This window comes from Pseudoalteromonas sp. NFXS39, from assembly GCF_040148775.1.
Classification (GTDB): Bacteria; Pseudomonadota; Gammaproteobacteria; order Enterobacterales; family Alteromonadaceae; genus Pseudoalteromonas; species Pseudoalteromonas apostichopi.
This window is the reverse complement of sequence record NZ_JAGDEC010000006.1, coordinates 43,998-69,550: the sequence shown is the minus strand read 5'-3', so window position 1 is coordinate 69,550 and position 25,553 is coordinate 43,998. Positions and strand designations below refer to the sequence as shown.

Below are 25,553 nucleotides of genomic sequence, written 5' to 3'. Positions count from 1 at the left end.
ACTCCTGCTTAGAACAGTCGCCAACGACGTTTCTTCTGACGATTTTGATAGACCCACTGTAATTGTATTTCAGTGCTTGCAACAACCTTACCGTTATCACTACTTATAAGTTCAAAACCTATGGTTTCTGCTGAATCAAATTGGTATCTAAATAAGCCCTTTTGTTGCATTAACCAGCATTGCATTATGTGCTTGCTTTGTGCGTTACGTAAGCAGTAATTACCAACTTGCTGCTGGTGCCATGTAATATCAACTTCGGCATAACAATTTCTGCCTTCACGCAGCGCTACACAGGTATCTGGTAGTGCAACTAGTGCACTTTCGGTTGTCTGATCAGCTTCTAACTGCTGCTTGGCGAATAAGGGCCCTGACACCAAGAAGATAAAGCACAAGTAATACTTAGAAAACATAACGCACGCCTACCTTGGCTTTATGCTGATATTCTTGAGAGATAATAGGGCTTTGGTGGATATCATTTGAAAACCAAGTTGATAGCCAGCCAGTTAAAAATACCCAGTGCCTATTGATGGGGTATTCTGCGTGAAATTCAAAAATAAGGCTGTAAGAGGTATCTGGGTTATATGCTGGGCGTGTATCCAATGCTTCTGCGTCTGAAATGCCAAAGTAATAATCTGTAAAGTCATTTGAATAGGCACTCAAGCCAACGCCTGAGCGAAATTCCCAATTTCGCCAAGGGATAATTTGACTAAAAAATGAATTCATTACCCAACCATTATGCGCACCTGAAATATCATGCAGGTATTCAAATGAAATTTGCGAGTTTTCAAAGCGACGTGATAGGCGAAGACCTACATCAAAGTCGTAGTCGCGTGTTCTGATCCCTTCAAGCTCTTTAATTACTTCGTTACCATAAATATTTAAGCCTGTTTCATCAAATCCAGATTGAATATTCGTGCCAACAATATCTAAGCCCCATTCAAATTTATCGATAACACTGTAACCGAGTGTTAAACCACCACTGAGTTGGCTCTGATCGTAATCAAGATAAAAACGGTCGTAAGAAACGGCGAGGTGAACATCTGGCTCTATACCATCATTGTATGAATCCATGCCAACAAGGTAAGAATCTTCAATGTAGTAACCTAGACCTATGCCCCAGTCCCATGCAAAACCTTGGCTTGGTTCTAAAGTATTATCTGCATAATAGCGATTACTAGCTCGGCTTGTGGTACTAAGCAGGGTTAAACATATCAATAATAGGGCACTATGAGCTCGCAACGTTGCTTCCTTGTCTGTTAGAAAGGGTAATAGCTTATAGTATATTGTTAAGGAGTTCCTGTAATCTGTAAAAAAATGTATTAGTAGGAATTGGAAGTGTAAGAAAGTGTTGCAAATTCAAGGAGGGCGCTGTTTGCCTATGGGTAGGCAAACAGCTAATGAGTTTTACTGAACTTTAATTTTATCGATTAAAATACTGCTCAAGTAGTACTGCATCATAGGTGTTAGAGCGCTAATTTCTGTACGGTTACACGGGCCTTGCTCTTTTTTAAACGCGTTCACTTGTGTGAAGGTCTGATAAGCAGGAATAGTGACTTCTTTATTAATACGCTCCATCCGAGCTTGTTCTGAGTTTTGCTCGTGCACAAAACTCGCTACTTCAAGTTCATTCTTTATTAACTGTTGCTGTTCAAAACTATAGATAAGTGGCTCACGATGAAAACTTGCACTATCAATCGATGATTTTGCGAACCAAACAACATCACCGGTTTTTTTATGAGTCAGACGCATACTCACTTGGCCTAAAATAGTTGCACACTTTTGAACCGGGAACTGTTTTGCTACTTCATCAAATAAAGGCAATGGCTTTTCAGGTTTTACCAATTGGTATTCTGTGTCTTCAATCAATTCAAGATCAAGCTGGTGAATTGAAAGGGTATAGTCTGCTTGTGCACCTTCTTCTACAACCTTTAATTGCTTTGCTGTGAGTGCTTCGGCCAGCTGCGCGTAAAGCGTATCTGTTACACTGGTTTTATCAGCAACAATGACAACAGTTTGATGTGTACTAACCACATGTGCAGGTAATTGTACTGACTTTACTTTAGGCGCAGCATGCTCTGTTTGGTACTCAACTTGAAAGCGTTGGCTTTGTAAGCTTGGTTTCTTAGGCATTGAAAGTAACGGAGCTGGTTCAGGTTTTAGAGCACAACCAACTGAAATTAAAGTAAAAAACAAAACCACAAGTAAGCGCATGAAAAATAGTCTACCCATAAAAAGTTAAGATTAAGCGTATTGTACGTTAGTCGAGGCAAAAGTTCATGATATTATGTTATGAGAAACTTCCCAAACAGACTTAAAAAAATAAATAATGAAGTACAGCTCATCTTTAATTCTTTTTCTTTTTTCTTTATTACTGCTTGTGGTGAGTGGTGAAGCTACTTCGAGTGACAAACAGTGGCAAAGTTTCGTTGCTGACTATAATAAACACCTAACCCGAAAACTAAAAAGCAAAGGGATCCCAGGGGGTTCATTGGCGATTGTAAATATTGGTAATGAAGATTTTATTCGTGGTATTGGGCGAACAAAAATAGAAAAAGGTCGCAAAGTTGATAAACACACACGTTTTCGATTAGCGTCAGTATCAAAAACTTTTGCCGGCTCGTTGACCGCAAAACTTGCAGCACAAGGTGAGTTTAATATTGACGACCCAATAAGTAAGTTTATTCCTGCTTTTTCTAATACAGCTTATAAAGATGACTTAAAAATCTATCACATCCTTAGTCACTCAAGTGGCTTAGTACCTAATGCATACGATAACCTTATTGAGTCGCGTATGAGCTACCCAGACATTGTTGAGCGGTTATTGACTGTTGAACCTATCTGTAAACCAAGCGAGTGCTACGGTTATCAAAATGTGATGTTTAGCTTGATTGATTCTGTAATTTATCAATCAACACAGATGGATTACTCGCACTGGATTTCAGAGTATATATTTGCTCCCTTGAAAATGGTGGATGCCAGTGTTGGTTTTGAGGGGATGGTAAGAGATGATAATTATGCTCACCCTCATGTTCGTGGAAGAAAGCGTTGGTATACTTCACGATTAAAGAAAAACTATTATAAGGTACCTGCCGCTGCAGGTGTCAATGCCAGCGCAAATGATATGGCTATTTGGTTGAATGCGCAGTTAGGGCAGTATCCTGACGTGTTACCTCTAGAAGCACTTATTAAGCAAACACGCCCTTATACACATACTAAAAAGGAAACTCGTCGTAGAGTTTGGCGTAGTCATGTCAAAGATGCTTATTATGGATTGGGTTGGCGTGTATATAACTATGATGATGAACTGCTGTATTACCATAGTGGCTGGGTGCAAGGTTATCGCAGCGATATTGTTGTGTTTCCACATCTGAACATAGGGTTTAGCTTAGTTCTCAATGCTGAAACCGGGTTAATTAATGAGTTAACCACTGAGTTTATCAATCGGGTACTGAAATACACTCGTGAGCAAAAATAACCTAGGTAAAAAAGTTTAGTTACAAATTAGTGCAAAAATTTTTTGCCTACAAAAAAGCCAGCATTTTTGCTGGCTTTTCCTTGATTCAAGATTTCCTCGGGTTAGATTAACCGCGTGGTAATTGAATCTTTTTCTCTTCGCTTTGGCGATACAACACAATTGTGTGGCCAATTGTTTGTAGTTTTGTTGCGCCTGTCTCGCGAACAATAGCATCAAAAATCAATGTCTTAGTTTCACGTTCGTCAGTAGGAACTTTAACTTTGATTAGCTCATGAATATCTAGAGCGCTTTCAATTTCAACTAAAACGCCTTCGGTTAACCCGTTTGCACCAAGTAATACAACAGGTTTTAAACTGTGCGCTTGGCCTTTTAAAAACTGCTTTTGTTTGTTCGATAATTTCATCATGTTACAAATTTTGCTGAATATGGCTTGAATTAAGGGTATTCTAACGCCATCTAGAGAATATTACTAATTAGTTACGTATTAATTTATGGCAAATAAAAAACATTCAGCCAGTTCTAAGCGTTGGCTGAAGGAACATTTCGACGATCCTTATGTTCACGAAGCGCAAAAGAAAGGCTGGCGTTCTCGTGCGGTTTTCAAATTAGACGAAATTCAGAACAAAGATAAATTAATTAAACCATCGATGGCTGTGGTTGATTTAGGTGCTGCACCAGGTAGTTGGTCGCAATATTTAGCGGAAAAGGTAGGTGACAAAGGCCAAGTTATTGCTTGTGATATTTTACCTATGGACTCGCTGGCAGGTGTTGACTTTTTACAAGGTGACTTTCGTGAAGAAGCGGTGCTTGATGCTCTATTGACACGCATTGATGGAAAAAACGTGGATGTTGTTTTTTCTGATATGGCGCCAAATATGAGCGGCAATACATCTGTTGACCAAGCTGGTAGTATGTACTTAGTTGAGTTGGCATTAGATATGTGCCACCAAGTTTTAAAGAAAAATGGCGCATTTTGTGTCAAAGTCTTCCAAGGTGAAGGATTTGATCAATACTTGCAGGAAGTACGTAATAGCTTTAAAGCGGTGAAAATTAGAAAGCCTGATGCATCACGCGCCCGTTCTCGGGAAGTTTATATAGTGGCGACAGGCTACAAACTGTAGTACAGTTGTGCTGCGTTAAGTTGAATTTAAATTAATTGGATACAAGAGGTTAACTCCTTGAGCGATATGGCGAAAAATCTAATACTCTGGCTGGTCATTGCAGTAGTGCTAATGTCAGTGTTTCAGAGCTTTAATGGTGGTGATCAGGCTGATCGCCAAACAAGTTACACTCAATTTGTTAGCGACGCTCGTAGTGGCGCTATCCAAGAAGTCTCTATTGAAAGCACAACGGGTACTATTACAGGTACAAAAACAAACGGTGAACGCTTTCAAACCATCATGCCTATGTATGATAAAGACATCTTGAATGATCTTTTAAAAAGCAATGTTAATGTTAAAGGCGTTAAGCCTGAAGAGCAGTCATTCCTCGCCAGCATTTTAATCTCTTGGTTCCCAATGTTACTGCTTATTGGTGTATGGATTTTCTTCATGCGTCAAATGCAAGGCGGTGGCGGTAAAGGTGCGATGTCTTTTGGTAAGAGCAAAGCGCGCCTGATGAGCGAAGACCAAGTTAAAACGACTTTTGCTGACGTAGCGGGTTGTGACGAAGCGAAAGAAGATGTGACTGAGTTAGTTGACTTCTTACGTGACCCATCAAAATTCCAAAAACTTGGTGGCAGCATCCCGAAAGGCGTGTTGATGGTTGGTCCTCCTGGTACGGGTAAAACGTTACTTGCTAAAGCAGTAGCAGGTGAAGCTAAAGTGCCGTTTTTCACAATTTCAGGTTCTGATTTCGTAGAAATGTTTGTTGGTGTTGGTGCATCACGTGTACGTGATATGTTCGAACAAGCGAAAAAAGCAGCACCTTGTATCATCTTCATTGATGAAATCGATGCAGTAGGCCGTAAACGTGGTGCTGGCATGGGTGGTGGTCACGATGAACGTGAGCAAACACTTAACCAAATGCTGGTTGAAATGGACGGCTTTGAAGGTAACGAAGGTATTATCGTTATTGCTGCAACTAACCGCCCAGATGTATTAGACCCTGCGTTATTACGTCCTGGCCGTTTTGACCGCCAAGTTGTTGTTGGTCTTCCTGACATTCGTGGCCGTGAACAAATCCTTAAAGTTCATATGCGTAAAGTGCCTTTAGGTGACAACGTAGAAGCCGCTGTTATTGCACGTGGTACGCCAGGTTTTTCTGGTGCAGACCTTGCAAACTTAGTTAACGAAGCCGCGTTATATGCAGCTCGTGGGAACAAACGCGTTGTAAGCATGGCAGAGTTTGATGCTGCAAAAGATAAAATCATGATGGGTGCAGAGCGCAAGACCATGGTGATGAGTGAGCAAGAAAAAGAAATGACTGCTTACCATGAAGCGGGTCACGCGATTGTTGGTCGCATGGTACCTGAACACGATCCGGTTTATAAAGTGTCTATCATTCCTCGTGGACGTGCGCTAGGTGTCACTATGTACTTGCCAGAGCAAGATCGTGTGAGCCACTCAAAAGAGCTATTAGAGTCAATGATTTCTAGCCTTTATGGTGGTCGTATCGCCGAAGCGCTAATTTATGGTGAAGACAAAGTTACAACCGGTGCAAGTAACGATATTGAACGTGCAACAGATATTGCTCGTAAAATGGTTACCCAATGGGGTCTAAGTGAGAAACTTGGTCCGTTACTTTATGCTGAAGATCAAAACGAAATGTACATGGGTGGCGGCGGTAGCCGTTCTATGAGCATGTCTGATGAAACAGCAAAAGTGATCGACACAGAAGTTCGTTTATTCTCAGATCGTAACTATCAACGTGCAGAGCAAATCCTTAAAGATAACATTGATATCTTACATGCAATGAAAGATGCACTAATGAAGTACGAAACGATTGATGCCGGTCAAATTGATGACTTAATGGCACGTCAGCCTGTACGAGAGCCGCGTGATGTTCATGACCGTCGTTCAGATGATAAAAAGCCTACAGCAAAAGCAGAGCCTGTAGCCAATGAGACAAAAGAGGATGATTCAGTAAAAAAGGATGAAACAAGCCTTGATGACAAAGCTGAATAATCGTTAAAATATACACAGCAAAAACCCCGGATGCCGGGGTTTTTTTTTAGCATTAAATTGGCTCTTTGTTAGTAGAGCAAATGCATGGAAGATTTGAAGGTAAAAATGACCGCTCTTAAATTACCCCGAGGTCGTATTTTACACCTCGATTCCCCTGTCGTGATGGGGATTTTAAATGTCACTCCTGATTCATTTTCTGATGGTGGCAGCTACTGCCAACTAGACAGCGCTGTCAAGCAAGCTCAAATATTATTAAACCAAGGTGCAAAAATAATAGATATAGGCGGCGAGTCAACACGTCCAGGAGCTCCAGATGTATCTCTTGAAGATGAGCTTGAGCGAGTTATACCTTTAGTCAAAGCACTTAGAAAAACTAGCGACTGCATTATTTCCATTGATACCAGTAAAAGTGAAGTCATGCGCCAAGCGATTATTGCTGGTGCTGACATCATTAATGATGTTAGAGCATTGCAAGAACCTGGGGCTATTGAGGTCTTAGCTCAATACCCTGAGGTGGCAATTTGCTTAATGCACATGCAAGGTCAGCCTCGCACTATGCAAAGTAACCCACACTATGATGATTTGTTTACTGATATTAATGAGTTCTTTGCAGAGCGTTTAGCCAAATGTGAGCAAGCGGGTATTCAGCAACAGCGTATTATTTTAGACCCAGGTTTTGGTTTTGGTAAAACACTGGCTCATAATTACGAAATCTTAAATAAGTTTGATGTATTTAATCAATTCAAGTTACCGGTTCTCGCGGGGTTATCTCGTAAATCGATGATCGGTAATTTATTAAATAGAGAAACACATGAACGCTTAGCGGGAAGCTTAGCAGGTGCGCTGATTGCAGCACAAAATGGTGCGAAAATTATCCGCGTTCATGACGTACAAGAAACAGTTGATGTGCTTAGCGTTTGGCAAGCATGCACGAAAGGAATTACAAATGAGTAAAACAAGAAAGTATTTTGGCACGGATGGAGTTCGCGGTATGGTTGGTGAGTTTCCAATCACTCCTGAATTTGCATTGAAGTTAGGCTGGGCAGCAGGTCGCGTATTATCAAAAATAGGGACGAAAAAGGTTATTATTGGTAAAGATACCCGTATTTCTGGCTATATGCTCGAAACATCACTTGAAGCTGGTTTAATAGCTGCTGGCATCGATGTTGTATTATTGGGCCCTATGCCGACTCCAGCGGTGGCGTATCTTACACAAACTTTCCGCGCTGAAGCGGGGATTGTAATTAGTGCATCTCATAACCCTTACCACGATAATGGTATTAAGTTCTTTTCAAGCAGAGGTTTAAAACTACCAGATGAAGTTGAGCTTGAAATTGAAGCTATGATGGATGAACCAATGACCTGTGTTGCCTCTGATAAACTTGGTAAAGCACGTCGTTTAGAAACGGCAGATGGCCGTTACATTGAGTTTTGTAAAAGCCAATTCCCGCAAGGCTTATCACTTGAAGGTTTAAAAATCGTTCTTGATTGCGCAAATGGTGCTACCTATCACATTGCTCCTTCAGTAATGCGTGAGTTAGGTGCTGAGGTTATCTGTCATGCTTGTGAGCCAAATGGTGTAAATATTAACCTTGAATGTGGTGCAACTCACGTTGAAACCCTAAAACGTAAAGTTCTTGAGCACAATGCTGATGTAGGTATTGCTTACGATGGTGACGGTGACCGTGTAATGATGGTTGACCATAATGGGCGAATTTTTGATGGTGATGACATTGTTTATATCATTGCTTGTCAAGCAGCCAACGACGATATGTTAGGTGGTGGTGTTGTTGGTACTGTTATGTCAAACATGGGTCTTGAAAATGCCTTAAAAGCACGTGGCATTGGTTTTGCTCGCAGTAAAGTAGGTGACCGTTATGTAATGGAGTTATTGCAAGAAAATGGTTGGAAAATCGGTGGTGAAAGCTCAGGTCACGTATTAAACCTTGATTTAATTAGCACGGGTGATGGCATTATTTCAAGCTTACAAGTGTTGGCTGCGATGGTTGCTCAGAATAAAACATTGCAAGACTTAGGGGCTGGTTTTACAAAGTACCCAATGAAAATGATCAATGTGCGTTACCCACAAGGCACTGATCCAACGCAAGATCAAGCTGTCGTTGATATGGTAGCACTGGTTGAAGAACAGTTAGGTGATACAGGTCGTGTATTACTGCGTAAATCAGGGACTGAGCCAGTTGTACGAGTAATGGTTGAAGCTGAACAGGAAAAGGTTGTTCTTGATAGCGCACGCAAAATTGCCGAAGTTGTCGAAACTGTGAGCAAACAAACCGAGGCATAACAATAACCTCTTGTAACTTTGGGCAAGTCGAGTTAGTATCTTGCCCGCTTTCTAATGTGGAGTGGAATAATGGCAACACGTAAGCCGATGGTCGCAGGTAATTGGAAAATGAACGGCTCTTTAGAGCTTGTTGAACAGTTATCAACTGCTATCAAAAATGTTCAATCGGATGAACTGGATATAGTGGTGTTTCCACCATTCCCATTGTTGAGTTCTTTGCAGCAACAAAACGTAACTTTTGGTTCGCAAACAGTCTCTGAAAATCATGCTGGTGCGTTTACTGGTGAAGTAGATGCCCAGTTAGTAAAAGACTTAGGCGCAACTTTTACACTTGTTGGTCACTCTGAACGTCGTAGCATATACGGTGAGTCAGATGACGTTGTTGCAGATAAGTTTGCACGAGCGCAGCAAGTTGGCTTAACACCTATTCTGTGTGTTGGTGAAAGTGAACAGCAACGTGAAGCAAATGAAACTGAATTAGTGGTTGCAGCACAAATTGATGCTGTAATTAGCAAATTAGGTGTAGCAGCACTGAAGAATTCTGTGGTAGCATACGAGCCCGTTTGGGCCATTGGCACAGGTAAGACTGCCTCTCCTGAGCAAGCGCAAGCTGTACATAAGTTTATTCGTGAGAAAATTGCTTCTTCGGATAGCGAAATAGCACAGCAACTAACCATCTTATATGGTGGTAGCGTGAATGAAAAAAATAGCGAATTATTATTTGCACAACCAGATATAGACGGTGGCCTTATTGGCGGCGCGAGTCTTAAAGCAGATTCGTTTACTGCTATCTGTGAAAGTGCAAAAGGGACCGTATAAGATGTACGAAATTTTATTAGTAGTTTATTTAATCGTTGCTTTAGCATTAGTTGGTATGGTTTTAATCCAACAAGGTAAAGGCGCTGATATGGGTTCATCATTTGGTGCAGGTGCTTCTGCAACTGTGTTTGGCTCATCAGGTGCTGGTAACTTCATGACTAAAACAACAACAATCTTAGCGACGATCTTCTTCGTACTAAGTATTGTTCTGGGCAACCTTACTGCAGGTCAAATTAAAAAGACTGATGAGTGGGAAAACCTAGAGGCTGCGCCAGCTGTTGAAACTGTAACACCAGCACAAACTGATGTGCCTGTGACAGAAGAAAAAGCGTCTGACGTACCTAACTAATTAGTTTTTACTAATTATTGTTAAGTAGTTTTCATTCCTCAAGTAAACAAAACAAGCTTAACAACATACAGAATTGTATGCGGATGTGGTGGAATTGGTAGACACGCCATCTTGAGGGGGTGGTGGCTTCGGCCGTGGGGGTTCAAGTCCCCCCATCCGCACCAAAATTAAAAAGCTGTAACTTAATAAGTTACGGCTTTTTTCGTTTTAGTGCTTTTTAATTATACTCTGCACTTTTATAGTGCCTTGATCATTGTTTTTAAATCTTCAAATCCTCCAATCAACTGATTATCAAGGCGTTACAAATTTGGAGCCTTCCTTGCTTAGCTTAGTGTGTCTATTACTCTAAGGAAGCAAAATGGCAAGAATGAGTTATTTAAGTGCTATAGAACGCTATGAAGAGCAACAAGTGCTTATTCATAATTTACTACTCTCAATACTGGCAAGCGTTCAGGCATCTTTAACTAACAAGCAAGAATATCAGCAGCTAGTCAATCAATATCCATTTCTAGAATTACAATATTGCTTGAATGAGCAAGGTATTCAGCAGGGTTATAATGTTTGTTTTAAACGTCAATATAAGAAAAAACTCGCGCATGTAGGGGCTGGTCAGGACTTAAGCGCTCGGCCTTATTTCTTACTTGCTTCAGCTTCGCCTGATCCCCATTTTACTTCGCCGTATATTTCGACAGCAACAAAGCATTTATGTATTTCAGTTATTAAAATGATTCCTTCCGAAAAAGGTAAGCAGCAATTTTTGGTAATTGATGTGTGCTTAACTGAGTTAATCGAATTTATTATGGGAGATATTAAGCGAGCAAGAATGACACCTTACTTCAGGGTTGGTTATGGTCTGATTGTTGGCTGTTTGTTTTGCTTGGTAATTTATCTGTTATATAAGGTGTTTGCTGGTATGGTGGATTTAGTCTTGAATGAAAATATGCAGTCAGATCCTCTTAAGCCATTTACTATTATTATCTTTGTTACTTTAGCTTTGGCTATTTTCGATTTAGGGAAAACTATACTGGAAGAAGAAATCCTTATGCATAAGGATATTTTTCGTCACAGCTCGACAAGACGCACGATTACGCGCTTTATCTCAACAATACTGATTGCGGTATCAATAGAAGCTTTGCTTACCATGTTTAAAGCAGCACTAGGGCAAACAGAGTATGTTATACCTGCTGTTTTGATGATGTTTGCTGTAGTTGGACTTTTGATTGCTCTTGCTATTTACGTTTACTTAGGCGCTAAGGCTGAAGATGTGCTTACACAGGTTCAGCGCTTAAAAGTAAAACATTAATGAATAGGGCGCTTTGTTTAAAACGCAGAGCCCTATAATTTATTAAAGTGTACCGCCAATACCAATGCTCGGATTAACATACACAGGGCCTACTTTAAACGGCGCATTAATATCTAGGCTTGCATAGGGGGTGCAAGCGTTTAAAGCTAACAGTGCAGCCGCAAGAGCAGCTAAGCGAATCATTTTTTTATTCATTACATTTGCTCCTGAATTACAATACCAGCACCCGCTGGATCACGAATAATTGCGACGCTGCCATTACGGACTTTGTCATTTGGTGCCATCAGAACTATGCCGCCTGCGGCGGTTACTTTTAATAGGGTCGCATCAACATCAGCTACTTTGATGTAATTTACCCATGTGTTACCAATCTCGGCATCTGGTTTTTTTACAAAGCCAATAGCAGGTGTGCCATTTAAAGCTAAGTAACTGTAATTGCCATTGTTAAGTGGTTTACTTTGTGCTGAATAACTGTCAAGTGATTGATAAAAGGCTTTGCTTTGATCTGGGTTATCACTCCATACTTCTTGCCAAATCCAGCCGTTATCAGTTTGCTGAGTTTCTGGGTCACCATTAACTGTATTGATCAGCGAAAATACAGCCCCTTGTGGGTCTTCTAATACAGCAATGGTGCCACGGCCTTTAATTTCGGTACTGCTTACTAAGACTTTACCTCCGGCTTTGATAGTTTTTTCACTGACAGCAGCTATATCTTTGCTACTGATAAGGCTCAGCCAATGGCTGGCATTTTGCTTATTATCGAGCTCAGCAATGCCTGCAATTAACTTACCCTCTAGTGATGCTAGTGTATAGTTGTCGTTAACTTCTTTAAACTGCCAACCAAACACGCTGGCGTAAAATGCTTGAGATTGAGCCAAATTGGGGGTGATTAAATCGTGCCAGACAACGTGACCTGAGTTTTTTGTTCCTGAATCACTGATTGCGGGAAGTTCGCTTGAGGTAAGCTGGCAACCTACCAATGAAACCGCTGAAACAGCCAATAAAATCGCAGTTCGTAAGGGAGTGGGTAATTTCAAAATTTGCTCCTTGCAAAATAGGGTCAAATAAAAGCATAGACCATTATTTGTTTGTTATTCAATCAAAAAACAGTTATTTAATGACCTCATTTTGATGCTTTGCCACTATTTTTATAATTGTGTTTTTAGCCTTATTAACTGTTTTGTATAAATCAGTTGAAAGTCATCGTTTGAATGTATTTAGCCTCTTAATAAGAATTCATCATAAAAGCAATAAGTTAATTATTACCTGTGTTAGCGAGTTAATATTGATTTTGAAAATTAATTACCCAGTCATAGCTTAAGTGCCAGTTACCATCTAATTAAAATGGTCAGGATGTTGAAGGTGGTTCATCGGCAGTACAGGGGTACAATTCGCCTGCAGATTAGCCTGCAAGTTTATTGATCTTATTAATATTTCTCTTGCACCACTGCAGAGCTTTTTGTTTATTTTTAACATTAATCTTTTGGTATATCTTGTGCAGGTGAACTCGAACAGTTGCTTCACTAATGAACAACGTATCAGCTATTTGATGGCATGTTGCGCCAGAGGAGAGCAAATGAAGTACTTTAGATTCTTTAAACGTTAAGTTATTTGATCGGATTTGATTTTTTTGCTCAGTTTCCAGCATTTCTCTCATCCATTTATCACTGACTGTTCTTGGAAACCACAGCGAACCCTTTTTAATTTCTTGCAGTCCTTGTTCAAAAATATCTGTTTTGGTGTTTTTATAAAATAGCCCTTTCAATTTTGGCCAGTCTTTAAGAGATAGAACGTCAGCTCTATGGGGCATGTTAAAAATAACTAGATGATGATATCCATGAGCTTTCATAAACTCACTTATTAATTCACGATTAGTCAAAGTGTCTAAAGAGTCGTAATTGAGTAGTAGAGTTTTATCATCGCTTGCAACACAGTAAGGATGAATTAAAACAGATGATACAGAATCATCCGCGTTTTTATTAATTAGAAAATCCATATTCACGTCAATAACTACCGCTAAATGATAACAAGTAATTTGTGTTCCTGATTATTACTTTTAAATAATGGAATGCCAACATAGGAAAATGTTGAGCAAATTAATGTTTAGTTAGCTTTTGATTGCTTAGGAGTATTTAATTAAACATTAGCTGAAGAAAGTACCTCCTACAAGGCGAGAAATTTCTGAAAATTGTCGTTATTTATATGAATATTAGTAAAGGTTGCTTCATGTTTGTTCATTTAAATTGTGTTACGGAGTTAGGTTCTTGAACTAAAACAAAACTAAACATTTATTTTTATTTACTATTTGCAAAGACTGCGATGACTTATAATTCTGAAATGAGATGTTAATGTGGTTTATTTATACAATTTTTGATAAAAATTAAAAAAAATATACATATTTTCACAAAACTGACATATAATACCCCTCCAGAGGAAAGATGCTTATACCTAAGCGTCTTTTTTTATGCCTGAAATTTACGGGTAAAAATACACACACACGGTATCCTTTGGAGTTTTAATTGAAATTACGTCACCTCTCACAGTTAACTGTAGCTATTGTTGCTGCATTATCTACTTCAGCTTTTGCTGAGCAAGAAAAAACCACTGCTAAACAAGATGCTTTCGAAAAAATCGAAGTAACAGCGCGTAAGCGTACAGAAAGCATTTTTGAGTCGCCAACTGCAGTGACATCAATCGGCGAAAACCTGATTGATAAAGCGAACATGAGCAACCTAGAAGACATTGGTAAATACGTACCTAACCTAAACATCACTCGTTATGGTGTAGGTAATGCGGCCCATGCATCTGTATTTATTCGTGGTATTGGTTTACAAGACCACGTGATCACAACTGATCCGGGTGTAGGTGTTTACTTAGATGGTGTTTACCTAGGTCGTCAAATGGGCTCAAACTTATCATTACCAAATGTTGAGCGGGTAGAGGTATTACGTGGTCCACAAGGTACCTTGTATGGTCGTAACACGTTAGGTGGTGCAGTAAATATTATTACTAAGCAACCTGGTGACGAAGGCATTGTAACGACAACGGCAAAAGTAGGTAGCCGTGGTCGTTTAGCCGGTGACGTTTACTTTAATAACAGCCTTACCGACACTGTAAGCATGTCTGCAAGCGTGTCTTATAAGCAACGCGATGGTGTAGGTGAAGCGATTAACCTTGCTAACCCAGAAAAAGAAATCGGTGAAGAGCAAGAACTAAGCGGTCGTATGGCGCTTAAATGGCAAGCAAGCAGCGATTTATCTTTTGTGTTCTCTGTTGATGGTGTTGATAATGAGTCAGGCCAATCGCCATATACAATTGAATTAACCGCGCCACTGGATCCGAATGACCCATTCAATGGTGATTTTCCATTGCTAACAGAAGATATGTTACCAAGCGATCCTGATGACTTAGCATCAACGGTAGCGGGTATTGAGTCGACAGCCTACTCAGGCTGGGGGTCATCTTTAACAGCTGATTGGGATATAAATAATACTTACACAGCTAAGTTCATTACCAGCTACCGTAGCTCAGAGTATGAAGGTGGTCTGGATGATGACGCTGTTGCTCTTAACTTATCTGAATTCCCTGAAGAAGGCGGCGCAGATCAATATTCATTCGAAATCCAATTAAACGGTAGTTTTGATAATATGGATTTTGTATCTGGCTTATACTTCTTTAATGAAGATGGTTTCACAAGCTCTGGTCCGTTTGTATTTAGCCCGTTTAATACACCAGATGGCTTTCTGAATGATGGTACTACAGCGTCGTTTGGTGATTACGGTTACTTTGATATTAATCAAGAGACTAACTCATACGCGGCTTATATTAATGCAAGTTATGATCTAAGCGACGATTTAACTGTAGGTGGTGGTCTACGTTATTCGAAAGATAAAAAAGAAGCCGATGCTTTGTTCCCAACCTTTGCGGCACGTAAATATGTAAGTGCAGATTTTGATGCAGTAACATGGGATTTAAATGCATCGTACCAGCTTAGCAATAACATGAACGTGTATGGCCAAATCCAAAAAGGTTATCAAACAGGTGGTTTCCCACCGCGTCCATTTGGTGGCCCTGATCAATTTGTTTCTTTCGATGAAACAAAAGCGATTAACTATGAGCTAGGTCTTAAAGGTCAGATACATGAAGACGTATCTATGATGCTTGCTGTGTTTGTTACTGACTACACAGACCTTGCATTACCATTCTCAGATCCAACTGCAGGTGGCGGCTTTGTTACTATCGTAGAAAATGCCGGAGAGTCTAAAGCACAAGGTATTGAGCTTGAGACAACTATCGCATTCACTGATGACTTTACTCTACGCAGCGCAATTGGTTACCTAGATTCAGAAATTACAGAAGTTGATGACGGTGTATTAGGTATTGGTAAAGGTGATTCACCAGCACTCACACCACGCTGGACTGTTATGGTCGCACCTTCTTATTTCATTGATTTAAGTAACGGTGGCACAGTTGCTGTAAACGCTAACTACTCATACCGTAGCGATATGCAAGGCCAATCAGTTTACAACCAAAGTGAACACATTGATTCTCGTGAATTAGTAGGTTTTAATATCTCTTACTTAAACCCGAATGGTGACTTTGAAGTAACTCTTTACGGTGAGAACGTGTTAAACGAAGTATACGATGTGGGTCGTTTACAACAATCTGGTTTTGTTGGTGTAATGCGCAGCAATGACCGCAGTGAATTTGGCTTAAAATTCAAAAAAGAATTTGAGCTTTAATTGATACAAAAAAGGGCAAGTAAATACTTGCCCTTCTTTTTAATTATTTTTCTCTTGCTCGCGTTTTTCGCGTGCTTCTCTCAATTCTTCAGCAAGTTCCTTTGCTTTTTGCTTGGTTTTTTCAGAAAGCTCACCAGCAGCTTCTTTGCTTTCAATCCATGCATCTAAGGCAATTTCTTTACCGTCGTCATACATGCTCAAGCCCATCTTTTTACTCTCTTCGAGTAACTCTTGCAGCGAGTCGTCGTTAAACTCATTGGTGGCGTCTTTTACATCGCTCCAAGCATCGGTTAGCGCCTGCTTTACTTCATCTTTTGCTTCGTTGGCATCTTTTTTGGCTTGCTCTGCATCATCACAACCCGTTAAGGCAATACAGCCAAATAAAACTAAGCTTGCTAATTTGTTCATATTTTTCTCTAATGGTTAATCAACTATTAAGCAGTATAAGCAATAAAAAATGAATATAGCTAGAACAGCACGATTAAGTTTTCGGTTAATGGATGAAAATGATGCCGATCTACTTTATGAACTCGATAACGACCCTGAGGTAATGAAATATTTAACTCGTGGCAAAGTAAGCAGTATGGAGACAATCAAAGAGGTATTTATTCCTCGTATGAATGCTTATCGAAATGAGCAAAAAGGGTGGGGGCTATGGCAAGTAAATATTAACGACAGCGATACCTTTATCGGTTGGGTATTGGTAAGGCCCATGGGTTTCTTTGAACAGCCTGATTTCAGTGATTTAGAAATTGGTTGGCGCTTTAAGCAAATGAGCTGGGGCAAGGGATATGCATCTGAGGCAGCACTAGCTGTTGCGCATACGGTGTGTCAGGACCCTGTAGTTAAATCGCTTTCAGCGACTGCATTGAAAGAAAATGTAGGGTCTATAAAAGTGATGGAAAAGTTGGGTCTAACTCATGTAAAGGATTATATGCATAATGATGAGCATGGCGACATACCAGCTGTACTTTATTCGTGTTTTAAAGAGCAGCTTGGGCAAGTTAATCGTAACTAATTGACCTTAAGGGTTACACATGTCTAAATGGTCAAAATAACATCAAGAAAAAGGAAGTACCATGGCAAATTTAGTCAAATACGCGGCACATCTATTCATCGTTACCGCGATATTCTTTCATCCGTTAAGCTTTGCAAAGCAAGCAGCTGTCGCTATGCCAGATAGTTACAGCAGTGATACTGCACGTGCTATTTTAGAGCAGGGCGGTAACGCTGTTGATGCTGCAATAGCTGCACAATTTGTATTAGCTGTCACCCTGCCTGAAGCAGGTAATATAGGTGGTGGTGGCTTTATGCTGATCCAAAAAGATGGCACAGGTGATTTTATTGATTACCGCGAAACAGCACCTGCTGCAGCTCATCGCGATATGTACCTTGATGATAAAGGCGATGTTATTGACAACATGTCGGTATACGGTATTCACGCAAGCGGTGTTCCGGGAAGCGTTGCTGGTATGTGGCTTGCACATCAAAAGCACGGCAGTTTAGAGTGGAAAACTTTGCTAGAGCCTGCAGTTAAGTTAGCAGAACAAGGTTTTGTGGTACATCCCAAATTAGCCGCCAGCATTGAGCGTTACATTAAGCGCATGGCTAACAAGTCGGTCAACATTAACTTTGCAGATTACTTTGCTGATGCCAAAGCAAACAAGGTATTCAAGCAGCCGGAACTTGCCGCCACACTGAAACGTATTCGTGATCAAGGTAAGGCTGGCTTTTATGAAGGTGAGACTGCAAAGATCATTGCTGATTTTATGAAGCAACATGGCGGTATTATTAACGAGCAAGACTTAAAAGCCTATCAAGCTAAATCACGTACACCAATCAAAGGCAATTGGCGCGGTTACGAAGTGCTCACATCGCCACCGCCAAGTTCTGGTGGTATTGCTATTTTACAGTGGCTAAAAATGTATGACCTTGCAAAACCAAAGGAAAATCTTGAACACAACTCTACAGCGTATGTACATATTTTGGCTGAAGTAGGTAAACGCGTGTTTGCTGATAGAGCTGAATATTTAGGTGACCCAGATTTTTATGAAGTGCCAAAAACAGCTCTACTTGCAGATGATTACCTTGCTAAACGAGCAAGTACAATTCGCCCAGATGTCATTTCAACAACCGAGAATATCAAACCAGGTTTGTATGAAAGCGAGCAAACAACGCATTTTTCCATTATTGATAAATGGGGCAATGCAGTCGCTAATACCACGACGATAAACCTTAGCTTTGGTAGTGGTGTGGTTGTATCGGGCGCTGGTTTTATTTTGAATGATGAAATGGACGACTTCAGTGCCAAACCAGGTGTGATGAATGTATTTGGTGCAATTGGAGGCAAAGCTAACGAAATTCAACCTCATAAACGTATGTTAAGCTCAATGACACCAACAATTTTACTTCAGGATAATAAAGTAAAAATGGTTACTGGCTCTCCGGGTGGCACCACGATAATTAGCTCTGTGTATGAGTCTATTTTAAATGCGGTTGAATTTGATATGACTGCAGAGCAAGTGGTAGACAGCCCACGCTTTCATCACCAGTTATGGCCTAAAAATGTGATTAGATACCACACAGGTCTTGAACCAAAGGTTGTTAAAGCCCTAGAGAAAATGGGTTATACACTTGATGAACGCCATTTTGGTGATATGCATGTAATCATCAATAAAGACGGTAAATTAGATGCGGCATCTGAAGCATCTGGCCGTGGTAAGGCGATGGTGTTTTAATTAAACTTTAAACCAGACACAAAAAAAGCACCCGAGGGTGCTTTTTTCGATTTGATGAGCTGTTTAACCAATAGCTGGAATAAGCCCCGCCATTTGTAAACCTTGAGCACTAATAATAAGCACACCAAACAGGGCGGCGAGTGCTAAACCAATATTACCGCCTTTAACTTGGTAACCCGCATCAGGTTTGCTGCTTCGTTGCTTATAGACCATAGCAACCGGTAAAAACACCGCTAAGATAACCAGTGCAATGGCGGCGTAGCCAAGTGCCATGATAAACCCTTGTGGATAGAATAGCGCAAAGCCTAGTGGTGGAATAAAGGTGATCAAGGCGGTTTTGATTCGATCTTTACTGCCATTACCTTTTTTAAATGCATCAGCAAAAAAGTCGAATAAACCTAAACTTACCCCTAAGAAAGACGTAGCTAATGCTAAATCAGCAAAAATGTTCACAGCAGTGGCAACATGTGGGCTGTGAGCAATGCTAGCGACACTGCTAACAAACCCAGGTAAACCTTGGCTTTGAAGTAAATCGCTTTGACTCATCATACCTTGGCTTAGTAATTGCCAAAAAATATAAATCACTAAAGGCAGTGCTGCGCCTGCCACCATCACTTTACGAAGTGTTTTAATATCTAAACCAACGTATTTCACAATCGACGGAATAGAGCCATGAAAACCAAACGAGGTAAACACCACCGGGATTGCAGATAAAATCAGACCTTGTTCAATCGGCATTTCAAGTAAGTGTTGGCCATGCACATAAGGCGTCAGCATGTAAAATAAGCTGGCTAATACACACACTTTAATCGTGAACAGTACGCGGTTAAGCTTATCAACTTTGCTGGTACCGAGTGTCACCACAGTACCAATCACAATAGCCAGAATAACCGAGCCAACTTGTGGCGCTAAAGAAAGCGATAAACCATTGTTGAGCTTTTCTTGTAATTGTGCGCCGCCACCTGCGATATACGCGGCGCATAATGCGTAAAACAAAAACATTACTGAAAAGTTTGCCACCCATTGCCCACGTTTGCCTAACCATGATTTAGCTAACGTATTGAGGGTTGCATCTCTGTCGGCATATTGATGTAGCTCTAGCATCAGTAATGCTGTGTAGGTCATTAAAACCCAAGTTAAAAAGATGAGTGATAACGCTGTTGTGAAACCAAGCCCAGCAGAGGCTATAGGCAATGCCAGCATCCCTGCACCTATGGTGGTGCCAGCAACAATTAACATGCTACCTATTGTTTTATTTTTAAGCACTTTATGACCCTTAAACTTCGTGAGAGGCAAGCAAGATATAACTTGTTTAACAAAACTTAAATAGTTTTGTTATAAATCAAAGAAATTAAATGTAACCTATGATTTACATGTGCAAACAGGCTGTTGAAATCAGCAAAGCACTTTTTGCCAAATAGCATGAGTATTAGTGTTGACAAAATCACCATTTAGGCGGATTCTTAAACTTCTTCAACTTACTTTTTAAATACCATGATGCAGCTAAACCAACGACCAACAAACAATTGTATGCGCCTGACTTCGTCAGTCGTGTGGTCTGTTATGTGCTGCGGTTAATTAAGTAAGTATTACTAACCGCGTTCTAAGCGGTTGGTTATTTCCCTTTTAAATTCTCTTCCGCTTTTTTCGCCTTTTTAAAGGAATAAGCTTGTGCCTGTTAAAGCCTCATATTTTTTAATGGTGGTGATTTGGTCAACAACACCACTGGGTATTGTTTGGAGTAGTGAAACGGTAGCACCAACCCTGGCTGTGTTTTTACGCATGCTGGTGGGGCTGGTGTTGGCTTCGTTTGTCGTTGCTGTAGCCAACATTCGAGTACCTTGGCATCGGCGTGCTTTATTCCTTTATGGCTATTCAAGCATAGGTATTTTTGGTGGTATGTTATTAAGCTACATGGCTGCTAAAACTGTGCCTTCAGGCTTAATATCATTGATGTTTGGCCTTGCACCGATTTTATCGGGCTTACTTGCGCAAAAGATTCTGAACGAGCCTAAGTTTAGTGCCATTAAGCTTAGCGCACTTGGCTGTGCCTTAATTGGTTTGTTTTTAGTGAGCCAACGCCATATTCAAGGTGGAGTAGAGCAGTTAAGTGGCCTGTTATATGTGTTTATGGCAGTGTGCTTTTTTAGCTTAAGTGGTGTGATGATCAAGCGAGTAAGAATAGCCATTCACCCAATGGCTACAACATTTGGTGCTTTGGTATTTGTAACCCCACTGTTTTTTATTACTTGGTTGCTTGTAGATGGTCAACTAAATAGCCAAGTATGGAGTGCAAAGTCACTGTACTCAATTGTTTACTTAGGCGTGTTTGGTTCATTAATAGGTGCGCTGGCTTATTTTCATGTCTTGCAAAAGTTGAACGCCAGCACAGTAGCGTTAACAACTTTGATCACGCCAAGTTTTGCAATCGCGATTGGTGGTTTGCTTAACGCTGAACCAATTGACCAAGCACTGATTGTTGGCGCGACAATCATTATGGTTAGCCTAGCGTTTTTTCAGTTTGGGGATAAGTGGCTAAAGCGCTTTAAACGCGTGAAGTCGGTAGAAATGAGTTAAGGCAAGTAGCCGCTACGGCGGCTACTACATTTTTGCAATTTGAATGACTAAACGACGGTTTTTGTTTCGGTCTAAAATGTTGTCATTGCTGGCGACATGGCGCTTTTCACCGTAACCATCGGTATCTACTTTGCTTTCATCAATCCCTAAACTAACAATGTAATCTTTAATGGCCTTCGCGCGTTTTTTCGATAGCTCTAGGTTGTTCCAGCGACCACCGTAGCTATCGGTGTAAGATGATATTGAAATAGATTCAATGTTGGTGTCGTACTTTAAGTACTCGCCAATTTTATCCAAGCGTTTTTGCGATGATTTAGTTAGCTTGCTGGTATTAGGTTCATAATTCATGATTGTGAACGAAATATCCTCAAAGCTGTATGGCAGCATAGCATCTCGGCATTGTAAAAACGCCCAATATGCTTGTTTAAAGTTAACACTCGATAAGCCAACGGCAATTTTATCGGCACTGTTTTGCCAGTCTTGGTAATAAAATGTAGGTTGATAACCTTTTTCAAGTTCGGTAAGCATTTCCCAAGCGGTTTTATTGCCAAGCTCGCCATCAAACTTACGTAATAGCTTCATATTCGCCAAGTCGCGAGCAGGCATTCCTGCACGCCAACTAGGAGGTACAGCTTTTAGACCTGCAATACTGTAGTTGTCTGGGCGTACGACCATATCAAGGTTAAAGTTTACGTCTTTATTTTTACTGGCAGTGGTGCTGAAAATTGCTTCACCATAGTAAGGAACTTCATGATTTAATTGGCATTCTAAGCGAGATGTTTTAACCATTTGCCAGTTCGACATATCAGCATTAGCGGTATATTCACGCATGGCTGCATGCGCATTTATACTTGCAACTGAGGTTAATAGGCCTAGGCTTAAAGGAAGTAATGAAAGCTTCATCACGGTAATTCTCCAACAAATCATCAATGCCAAATAATTGGCAATTTTTGTGTTTAATAGCATAAGAACACTAAACACTGGGCTAGCTGATTATTTTAAAGCAAGTAATGTGCCTAAAAGCTAAGTAAGAATCTGCGATTTCACACTATTTACTCTAGCAGAGTAGCCGTGGTTTTTGACATAATAGCCAGCTTACACTGGCAAACCAAGAAGACTATGGAAAATACTGAACAAACTCTTTTCGCAAAACGCTTTCGTGGCTTTTTTCCTGTTGTGATTGATGTTGAAACCGCAGGTTTTAACAAAGAGACCGATGCGTTATTAGAAATTGCTGCATCTGTACTTAAAATGGATGACGATGGCGTGTTAAGTATTGATCATACTGTGCATTTTCATGTTGAGCCATTTGAAGGCGCTAATATCGAACAAGCAGCCATTGAGTTTAATGGTATTGACCCTTTCTCTGCACTTCGTGGCGCTGTACCTGAGGAAGAGGCGATTAAAGAAATCTGCAAAGTAGTGCGTAAGGCACAAAAAGCAGCAGGTTGTCAGCGTTCAGTTGTAGTGGCCCATAATGCAGCGTTTGATCATGGCTTTTTAAATGCAGCAATTGAGCGTTGTAAAATTAAACGTACGCCATTTCATCCATTTGTTAGCTTTGATACCACATCACTTGCGGGGCTTGCATTAGGTCAAACTGTTTTAGCCAAAGCGTGTAGAACTGCCGGTATTGAGTTTGACAATAAACAAGCTCACTCAGCACTTTATGATACCGAGCGCACAGCAGAATTGTTTTGTTTAATTGTAAACCGCTGGCAACAACTAGGTGGTTGGCCATTGCCTGAAACTGAAGCAACAGAAGAAGAGCAAGACTCAGCCGCTAAAACGACTGAGTGATCTTTCCTTCAAAAAACCGCACCATGTTAGGAGGGTAAATACGTGAAAACTGTTTACTCTCTTGCGCAATCTTAAGTTCCACCCCAGGATGCATTAATTCATTCACTTTTAAACGACTTGTTGCTAATAAGCGGGCAATCTTAGTTTTGACTAAGTGTTTCTTTTTCTTTGTATTTGCCGATTTTATTTTAATCTGCTGCTCGCTGGCTGTGATCTTATTAATATAATGAGCACGCTGGGCTGGGTCTGATATTTTATTGGCTTTTTTTCGCGCTTGTTGTAAAGCAGCTGCTTTCGTTGCTAATAACTTTTCAAAATCATTAATTTGTTGCTGCTTCTGGCGTAAATCATGCCAGTACTGAGCAATGAATACTCGTGTTTTAGTACCTGATGGTGCCCCGAGCTCGCCAGTTTCAATTCGCATGGCATCTAAAATATTACCCCCAATAATTTTGCCTCGCGGATTGTTGGCTTTGCCAACACGAATTAGGCGGCGAGCGCTTAAATCACAATGTAAGGCTTGGCGCTCGATGAATAAATCTTGCTCTGTTTTTATATGGCAGTACTGAGCATAACCAACAGAAATAGTGCGCGAAGCCGTTATGTTGCAAGTAAAGTTTTCGACGTTCTCACGTTTTCTACCAACAGCCCCTAGCATAACGGTGACTTCACTCTTACTCTCAATTGTGGCTGATTCAACAAAACCTAATACAGTGATATCACCCGTGGCTTTAACTCGCATTCCATCTTTTACATCACCACTGATAATGACACTGCCATCAAACTCCACATGACCAGTACTTACATCAACATGATGAAAACACAATACATCATCAACTCGCATACCGCGGGGTAGGGCAACAGGCACACCCTTAGCATCGGCAATCAGCATATCACTATTATTTGGATCAATACGCGTCCCTTCGAATGGCTCAAGGGGGAAGTCTTTACCGGGTTTTGCAGGCATTACATCACCAAATACCGTAAAGCCATCTTCACCGGGTGTTGCAGCAACTCTTTGCATCAATGGTGTGCCAGGTTTAACGGTAATAATGGCACCCAAATTACGCATATCGACTTTACCGCCAGAGGTAGCTTGTGGGCTCAGTACGCGGTCTTGTGCTGTTGAGCATAAACGAACGAATTTAGCATCAGTGCCTTCTTTGGGCATTCTGCCATGGGCTACTATTGCGCTGTAATGCGCGCCTGGTGGTTGTTTAAATTGTTGGCCTAAAAATGTATCGAGGGCGCGCATACTAATGCCTTTAATAACACCTGCTTCTGCAAGTACCTCTTGAGCCATATCCATACTTACAATTTGACCGCCACGCGCCGTTGTTAGATTTGCTTCAACCACCATGTTTTTAGCATCAACTTTAACTTCAAGATGAGCATCAACCGCTTTAGCAACTACCAAAGATTGGGTTTGATATTGGCTGCTCGGTATAAACAACTTGCCAATATTAGCATCAATATATTCGTAGCTGGCATAAGGAGATTGCTCAAGTAATTCAATTAACTGAGTACTGGTAGTAGGAAAACCCGCATCTCGAGGATGCTCACACAAAGAGACATAGCCGCTTTGTTCATCGAATGAAAACATCGACATCTGAAAAGCCCTGTAAAAAACTGCCTGTTATTATAGTTATGTGTTGTTACAGGTTATTTTAGAGAAGGGTAACAACGTTTCCTATTTCAGCACAACTTTTGTACTATGTTAAGATAATGTATGCATTAAATGTAAAAATATGTATAAAAAGAGACTTTTCTTGCTTAAAAATTCAGCATCTAAAGGCACTTAGCAAAAATTTCCCGATTAATACCTTGAGTATGAATAGGCTACTCAGTTATACTGCGTGAACACTCTGAATGAGATACCAAATTCAGGGGCTGATTAGGATTCGACGGAATTCAAGACGCCCGAGGTGCATGTCGAGGTGCGGTTGGCCTCGTAAAAAAGCCGCAATTTAAAGTAATCGCAAACGACGATAACTACGCTCTAGCGGCATAATAGCCCGCTAGCACTTCTCCGGTGTATGTCTGTGGACCCGGTTCTGAAGTGTCACCCTACACGGACTCGCTACGGAAACCCTGGCCGGGGTTGAAGGGCTAAAACTAAGCGGCCTCGCCTCTGCAGATCGTGTTCGTCCGAGCTGTATAAGGTTAACTAAAAGACGATACTAAGCATGTAGTACCAAAGGTCGAGGCTTTTCGGACGGGGGTTCAAATCCCCCCAGCTCCACCAAATATAAAAAAGGCTGCTCTCAGAGCGGCCTTTTTTATTGTCTTTATAAATCAAATTACCCATTAAGGTGCTTAAATT

Annotated in this window: 24 protein-coding genes, 1 tRNA gene and 1 other RNA gene; 15 read left to right on the top strand and 11 right to left on the bottom strand. The window is 40.7% G+C overall.

What is annotated here, in order from left to right:
• Positions 1-8 precede the first annotated feature (8 nt).
• The 3 genes from J3455_RS12360 to J3455_RS12350 all read right to left on the bottom strand — a co-directional run bounded on the left by J3455_RS12360 (position 9) and on the right by J3455_RS12350 (position 2,211).
• Positions 9-410, bottom strand: a complete 402-nt coding sequence (locus tag J3455_RS12360; RefSeq protein WP_167658349.1) for a DUF3019 domain-containing protein — start codon at positions 408-410, stop codon at positions 9-11.
• A complete protein-coding gene (locus tag J3455_RS12355) occupies positions 400-1,239 on the bottom strand; it encodes a MipA/OmpV family protein (RefSeq protein WP_239976930.1) in 840 nt (279 codons plus the stop codon). The genes J3455_RS12360 and J3455_RS12355 overlap by 11 nt, the downstream gene beginning before the upstream one ends.
• Positions 1,240-1,404: 165 nt before the next feature.
• Positions 1,405-2,211 carry a hypothetical protein gene (locus tag J3455_RS12350; protein ID WP_130051087.1) on the bottom strand — a complete coding sequence of 269 codons (807 nt, stop codon included), beginning with the start codon at positions 2,209-2,211 and terminating at the stop codon, positions 1,405-1,407.
• Positions 2,212-2,326: 115 nt separating this feature from the next.
• Here J3455_RS12350 and J3455_RS12345 point away from each other — a divergent pair, with 115 nt between their 5' ends.
• A complete protein-coding gene (locus J3455_RS12345) occupies positions 2,327-3,475 on the top strand; it encodes a serine hydrolase domain-containing protein (RefSeq protein ID WP_130051088.1) in 1,149 nt (382 codons plus the stop codon).
• A 106-nt stretch (positions 3,476-3,581) separates the two neighbouring features.
• On the opposite strand, the gene yhbY is transcribed toward J3455_RS12345, so the two are convergent.
• Positions 3,582-3,878, bottom strand: coding sequence for a ribosome assembly RNA-binding protein YhbY (yhbY, locus tag J3455_RS12340; protein ID WP_130052264.1), 297 nt, complete (start codon positions 3,876-3,878; stop codon positions 3,582-3,584).
• Positions 3,879-3,966: 88 nt separating this feature from the next.
• On the opposite strand from yhbY, the gene rlmE reads away from it, so the two are divergent.
• The 8 genes from rlmE to J3455_RS12300 all read left to right on the top strand — a co-directional run bounded on the left by rlmE (position 3,967) and on the right by J3455_RS12300 (position 11,373).
• A complete protein-coding gene (gene rlmE / locus J3455_RS12335; protein WP_130051089.1) occupies positions 3,967-4,596 on the top strand; it encodes a 23S rRNA (uridine(2552)-2'-O)-methyltransferase RlmE in 630 nt (209 codons plus the stop codon).
• 66 nt (positions 4,597-4,662) lie between these two features.
• The gene (gene ftsH / locus J3455_RS12330; protein ID WP_130051090.1) at positions 4,663-6,600 is read left to right on the top strand and encodes an ATP-dependent zinc metalloprotease FtsH; all 1,938 of its coding nucleotides are present in this window, start codon (positions 4,663-4,665) and stop codon (positions 6,598-6,600) included.
• 105 nt (positions 6,601-6,705) lie between these two features.
• On the top strand, positions 6,706-7,554 hold the full coding sequence (gene folP / locus J3455_RS12325; protein WP_167658387.1) for a dihydropteroate synthase: 849 nt from the start codon (positions 6,706-6,708) through the stop codon (positions 7,552-7,554).
• The gene (gene glmM / locus J3455_RS12320) at positions 7,547-8,902 is read left to right on the top strand and encodes a phosphoglucosamine mutase (protein ID WP_130051091.1); all 1,356 of its coding nucleotides are present in this window, start codon (positions 7,547-7,549) and stop codon (positions 8,900-8,902) included. The genes folP and glmM overlap by 8 nt, the downstream gene beginning before the upstream one ends.
• A 69-nt stretch (positions 8,903-8,971) precedes the next feature.
• On the top strand, positions 8,972-9,721 hold the full coding sequence (gene tpiA, locus J3455_RS12315; RefSeq protein WP_130051092.1) for a triose-phosphate isomerase: 750 nt from the start codon (positions 8,972-8,974) through the stop codon (positions 9,719-9,721).
• A 1-nt stretch (position 9,722) separates the two neighbouring features.
• Entirely contained in the window at positions 9,723-10,070 is a 348-nt protein-coding gene (gene secG / locus J3455_RS12310; protein WP_130051093.1) for a preprotein translocase subunit SecG, read from the top strand.
• Positions 10,071-10,149: 79 nt separating this feature from the next.
• Positions 10,150-10,234 (top strand) — tRNA-Leu (locus tag J3455_RS12305).
• 194 nt (positions 10,235-10,428) lie between these two features.
• A complete protein-coding gene (locus J3455_RS12300) occupies positions 10,429-11,373 on the top strand; it encodes a general glycosylation pathway protein (RefSeq protein WP_349561844.1) in 945 nt (314 codons plus the stop codon).
• 42 nt (positions 11,374-11,415) lie between these two features.
• Here J3455_RS12300 and J3455_RS12295 read toward each other — a convergent pair whose 3' ends face one another.
• From J3455_RS12295 to J3455_RS12285, 3 genes are all read right to left on the bottom strand, one after another.
• Positions 11,416-11,568: a hypothetical protein gene (locus tag J3455_RS12295; protein ID WP_167658344.1), complete on the bottom strand. Its 153-nt coding sequence runs from the start codon at positions 11,566-11,568 to the stop codon at positions 11,416-11,418.
• The gene (locus tag J3455_RS12290) at positions 11,568-12,410 is read right to left on the bottom strand and encodes a VOC family protein (protein ID WP_130051095.1); all 843 of its coding nucleotides are present in this window, start codon (positions 12,408-12,410) and stop codon (positions 11,568-11,570) included. Before J3455_RS12290 ends, J3455_RS12295 begins: the two co-directional genes overlap by 1 nt.
• A gap of 365 nt (positions 12,411-12,775) precedes the next feature.
• Entirely contained in the window at positions 12,776-13,369 is a 594-nt protein-coding gene (locus tag J3455_RS12285) for a helix-turn-helix transcriptional regulator (protein WP_205987928.1), read from the bottom strand.
• A gap of 523 nt (positions 13,370-13,892) precedes the next feature.
• Between J3455_RS12285 and J3455_RS12280 the strand changes: the two genes are divergently transcribed.
• Complete coding sequence (locus tag J3455_RS12280; RefSeq protein ID WP_167658343.1) at positions 13,893-16,115, top strand: TonB-dependent receptor; 2,223 nt, start codon at positions 13,893-13,895, stop codon at positions 16,113-16,115.
• A 39-nt stretch (positions 16,116-16,154) separates the two neighbouring features.
• Here the strand turns inward: J3455_RS12280 and J3455_RS12275 are convergent, their stop codons facing one another.
• Complete coding sequence (locus tag J3455_RS12275; RefSeq protein ID WP_130051097.1) at positions 16,155-16,523, bottom strand: hypothetical protein; 369 nt, start codon at positions 16,521-16,523, stop codon at positions 16,155-16,157.
• Positions 16,524-16,572: 49 nt separating this feature from the next.
• Here J3455_RS12275 and J3455_RS12270 point away from each other — a divergent pair, with 49 nt between their 5' ends.
• Positions 16,573-17,133, top strand: coding sequence for a GNAT family N-acetyltransferase (locus tag J3455_RS12270; RefSeq protein WP_130051098.1), 561 nt, complete (start codon positions 16,573-16,575; stop codon positions 17,131-17,133).
• A 61-nt stretch (positions 17,134-17,194) separates the two neighbouring features.
• Entirely contained in the window at positions 17,195-18,853 is a 1,659-nt protein-coding gene (ggt, locus tag J3455_RS12265) for a gamma-glutamyltransferase (RefSeq protein WP_130051099.1), read from the top strand.
• Positions 18,854-18,916: 63 nt separating this feature from the next.
• Here the strand turns inward: ggt and J3455_RS12260 are convergent, their stop codons facing one another.
• Positions 18,917-20,119 (bottom strand): aromatic amino acid transport family protein, encoded by a 1,203-nt coding sequence (locus J3455_RS12260; protein ID WP_167658340.1) that lies wholly within the window; start codon positions 20,117-20,119, stop codon positions 18,917-18,919.
• 405 nt (positions 20,120-20,524) lie between these two features.
• On the opposite strand from J3455_RS12260, the gene J3455_RS12255 reads away from it, so the two are divergent.
• A complete protein-coding gene (locus tag J3455_RS12255) occupies positions 20,525-21,430 on the top strand; it encodes a DMT family transporter (protein ID WP_178927182.1) in 906 nt (301 codons plus the stop codon).
• A gap of 24 nt (positions 21,431-21,454) precedes the next feature.
• On the opposite strand, the gene J3455_RS12250 is transcribed toward J3455_RS12255, so the two are convergent.
• Positions 21,455-22,333 carry a flagellar protein MotY gene (locus tag J3455_RS12250; protein ID WP_178927490.1) on the bottom strand — a complete coding sequence of 293 codons (879 nt, stop codon included), beginning with the start codon at positions 22,331-22,333 and terminating at the stop codon, positions 21,455-21,457.
• 216 nt (positions 22,334-22,549) lie between these two features.
• Between J3455_RS12250 and rnt the strand changes: the two genes are divergently transcribed.
• Positions 22,550-23,230, top strand: coding sequence for a ribonuclease T (gene rnt / locus J3455_RS12245; RefSeq protein ID WP_130051102.1), 681 nt, complete (start codon positions 22,550-22,552; stop codon positions 23,228-23,230).
• On the opposite strand, the gene J3455_RS12240 is transcribed toward rnt, so the two are convergent.
• Positions 23,214-24,839, bottom strand: a complete 1,626-nt coding sequence (locus J3455_RS12240; protein ID WP_167658338.1) for a flagellar assembly protein A — start codon at positions 24,837-24,839, stop codon at positions 23,214-23,216. The genes rnt and J3455_RS12240 overlap by 17 nt on opposite strands.
• Before the next feature lie 277 nt (positions 24,840-25,116).
• Here J3455_RS12240 and ssrA point away from each other — a divergent pair.
• Positions 25,117-25,475, top strand: a transfer-messenger RNA (tmRNA) gene (ssrA, locus tag J3455_RS12235).
• Positions 25,476-25,553: the final 78 nt, after the last annotated feature.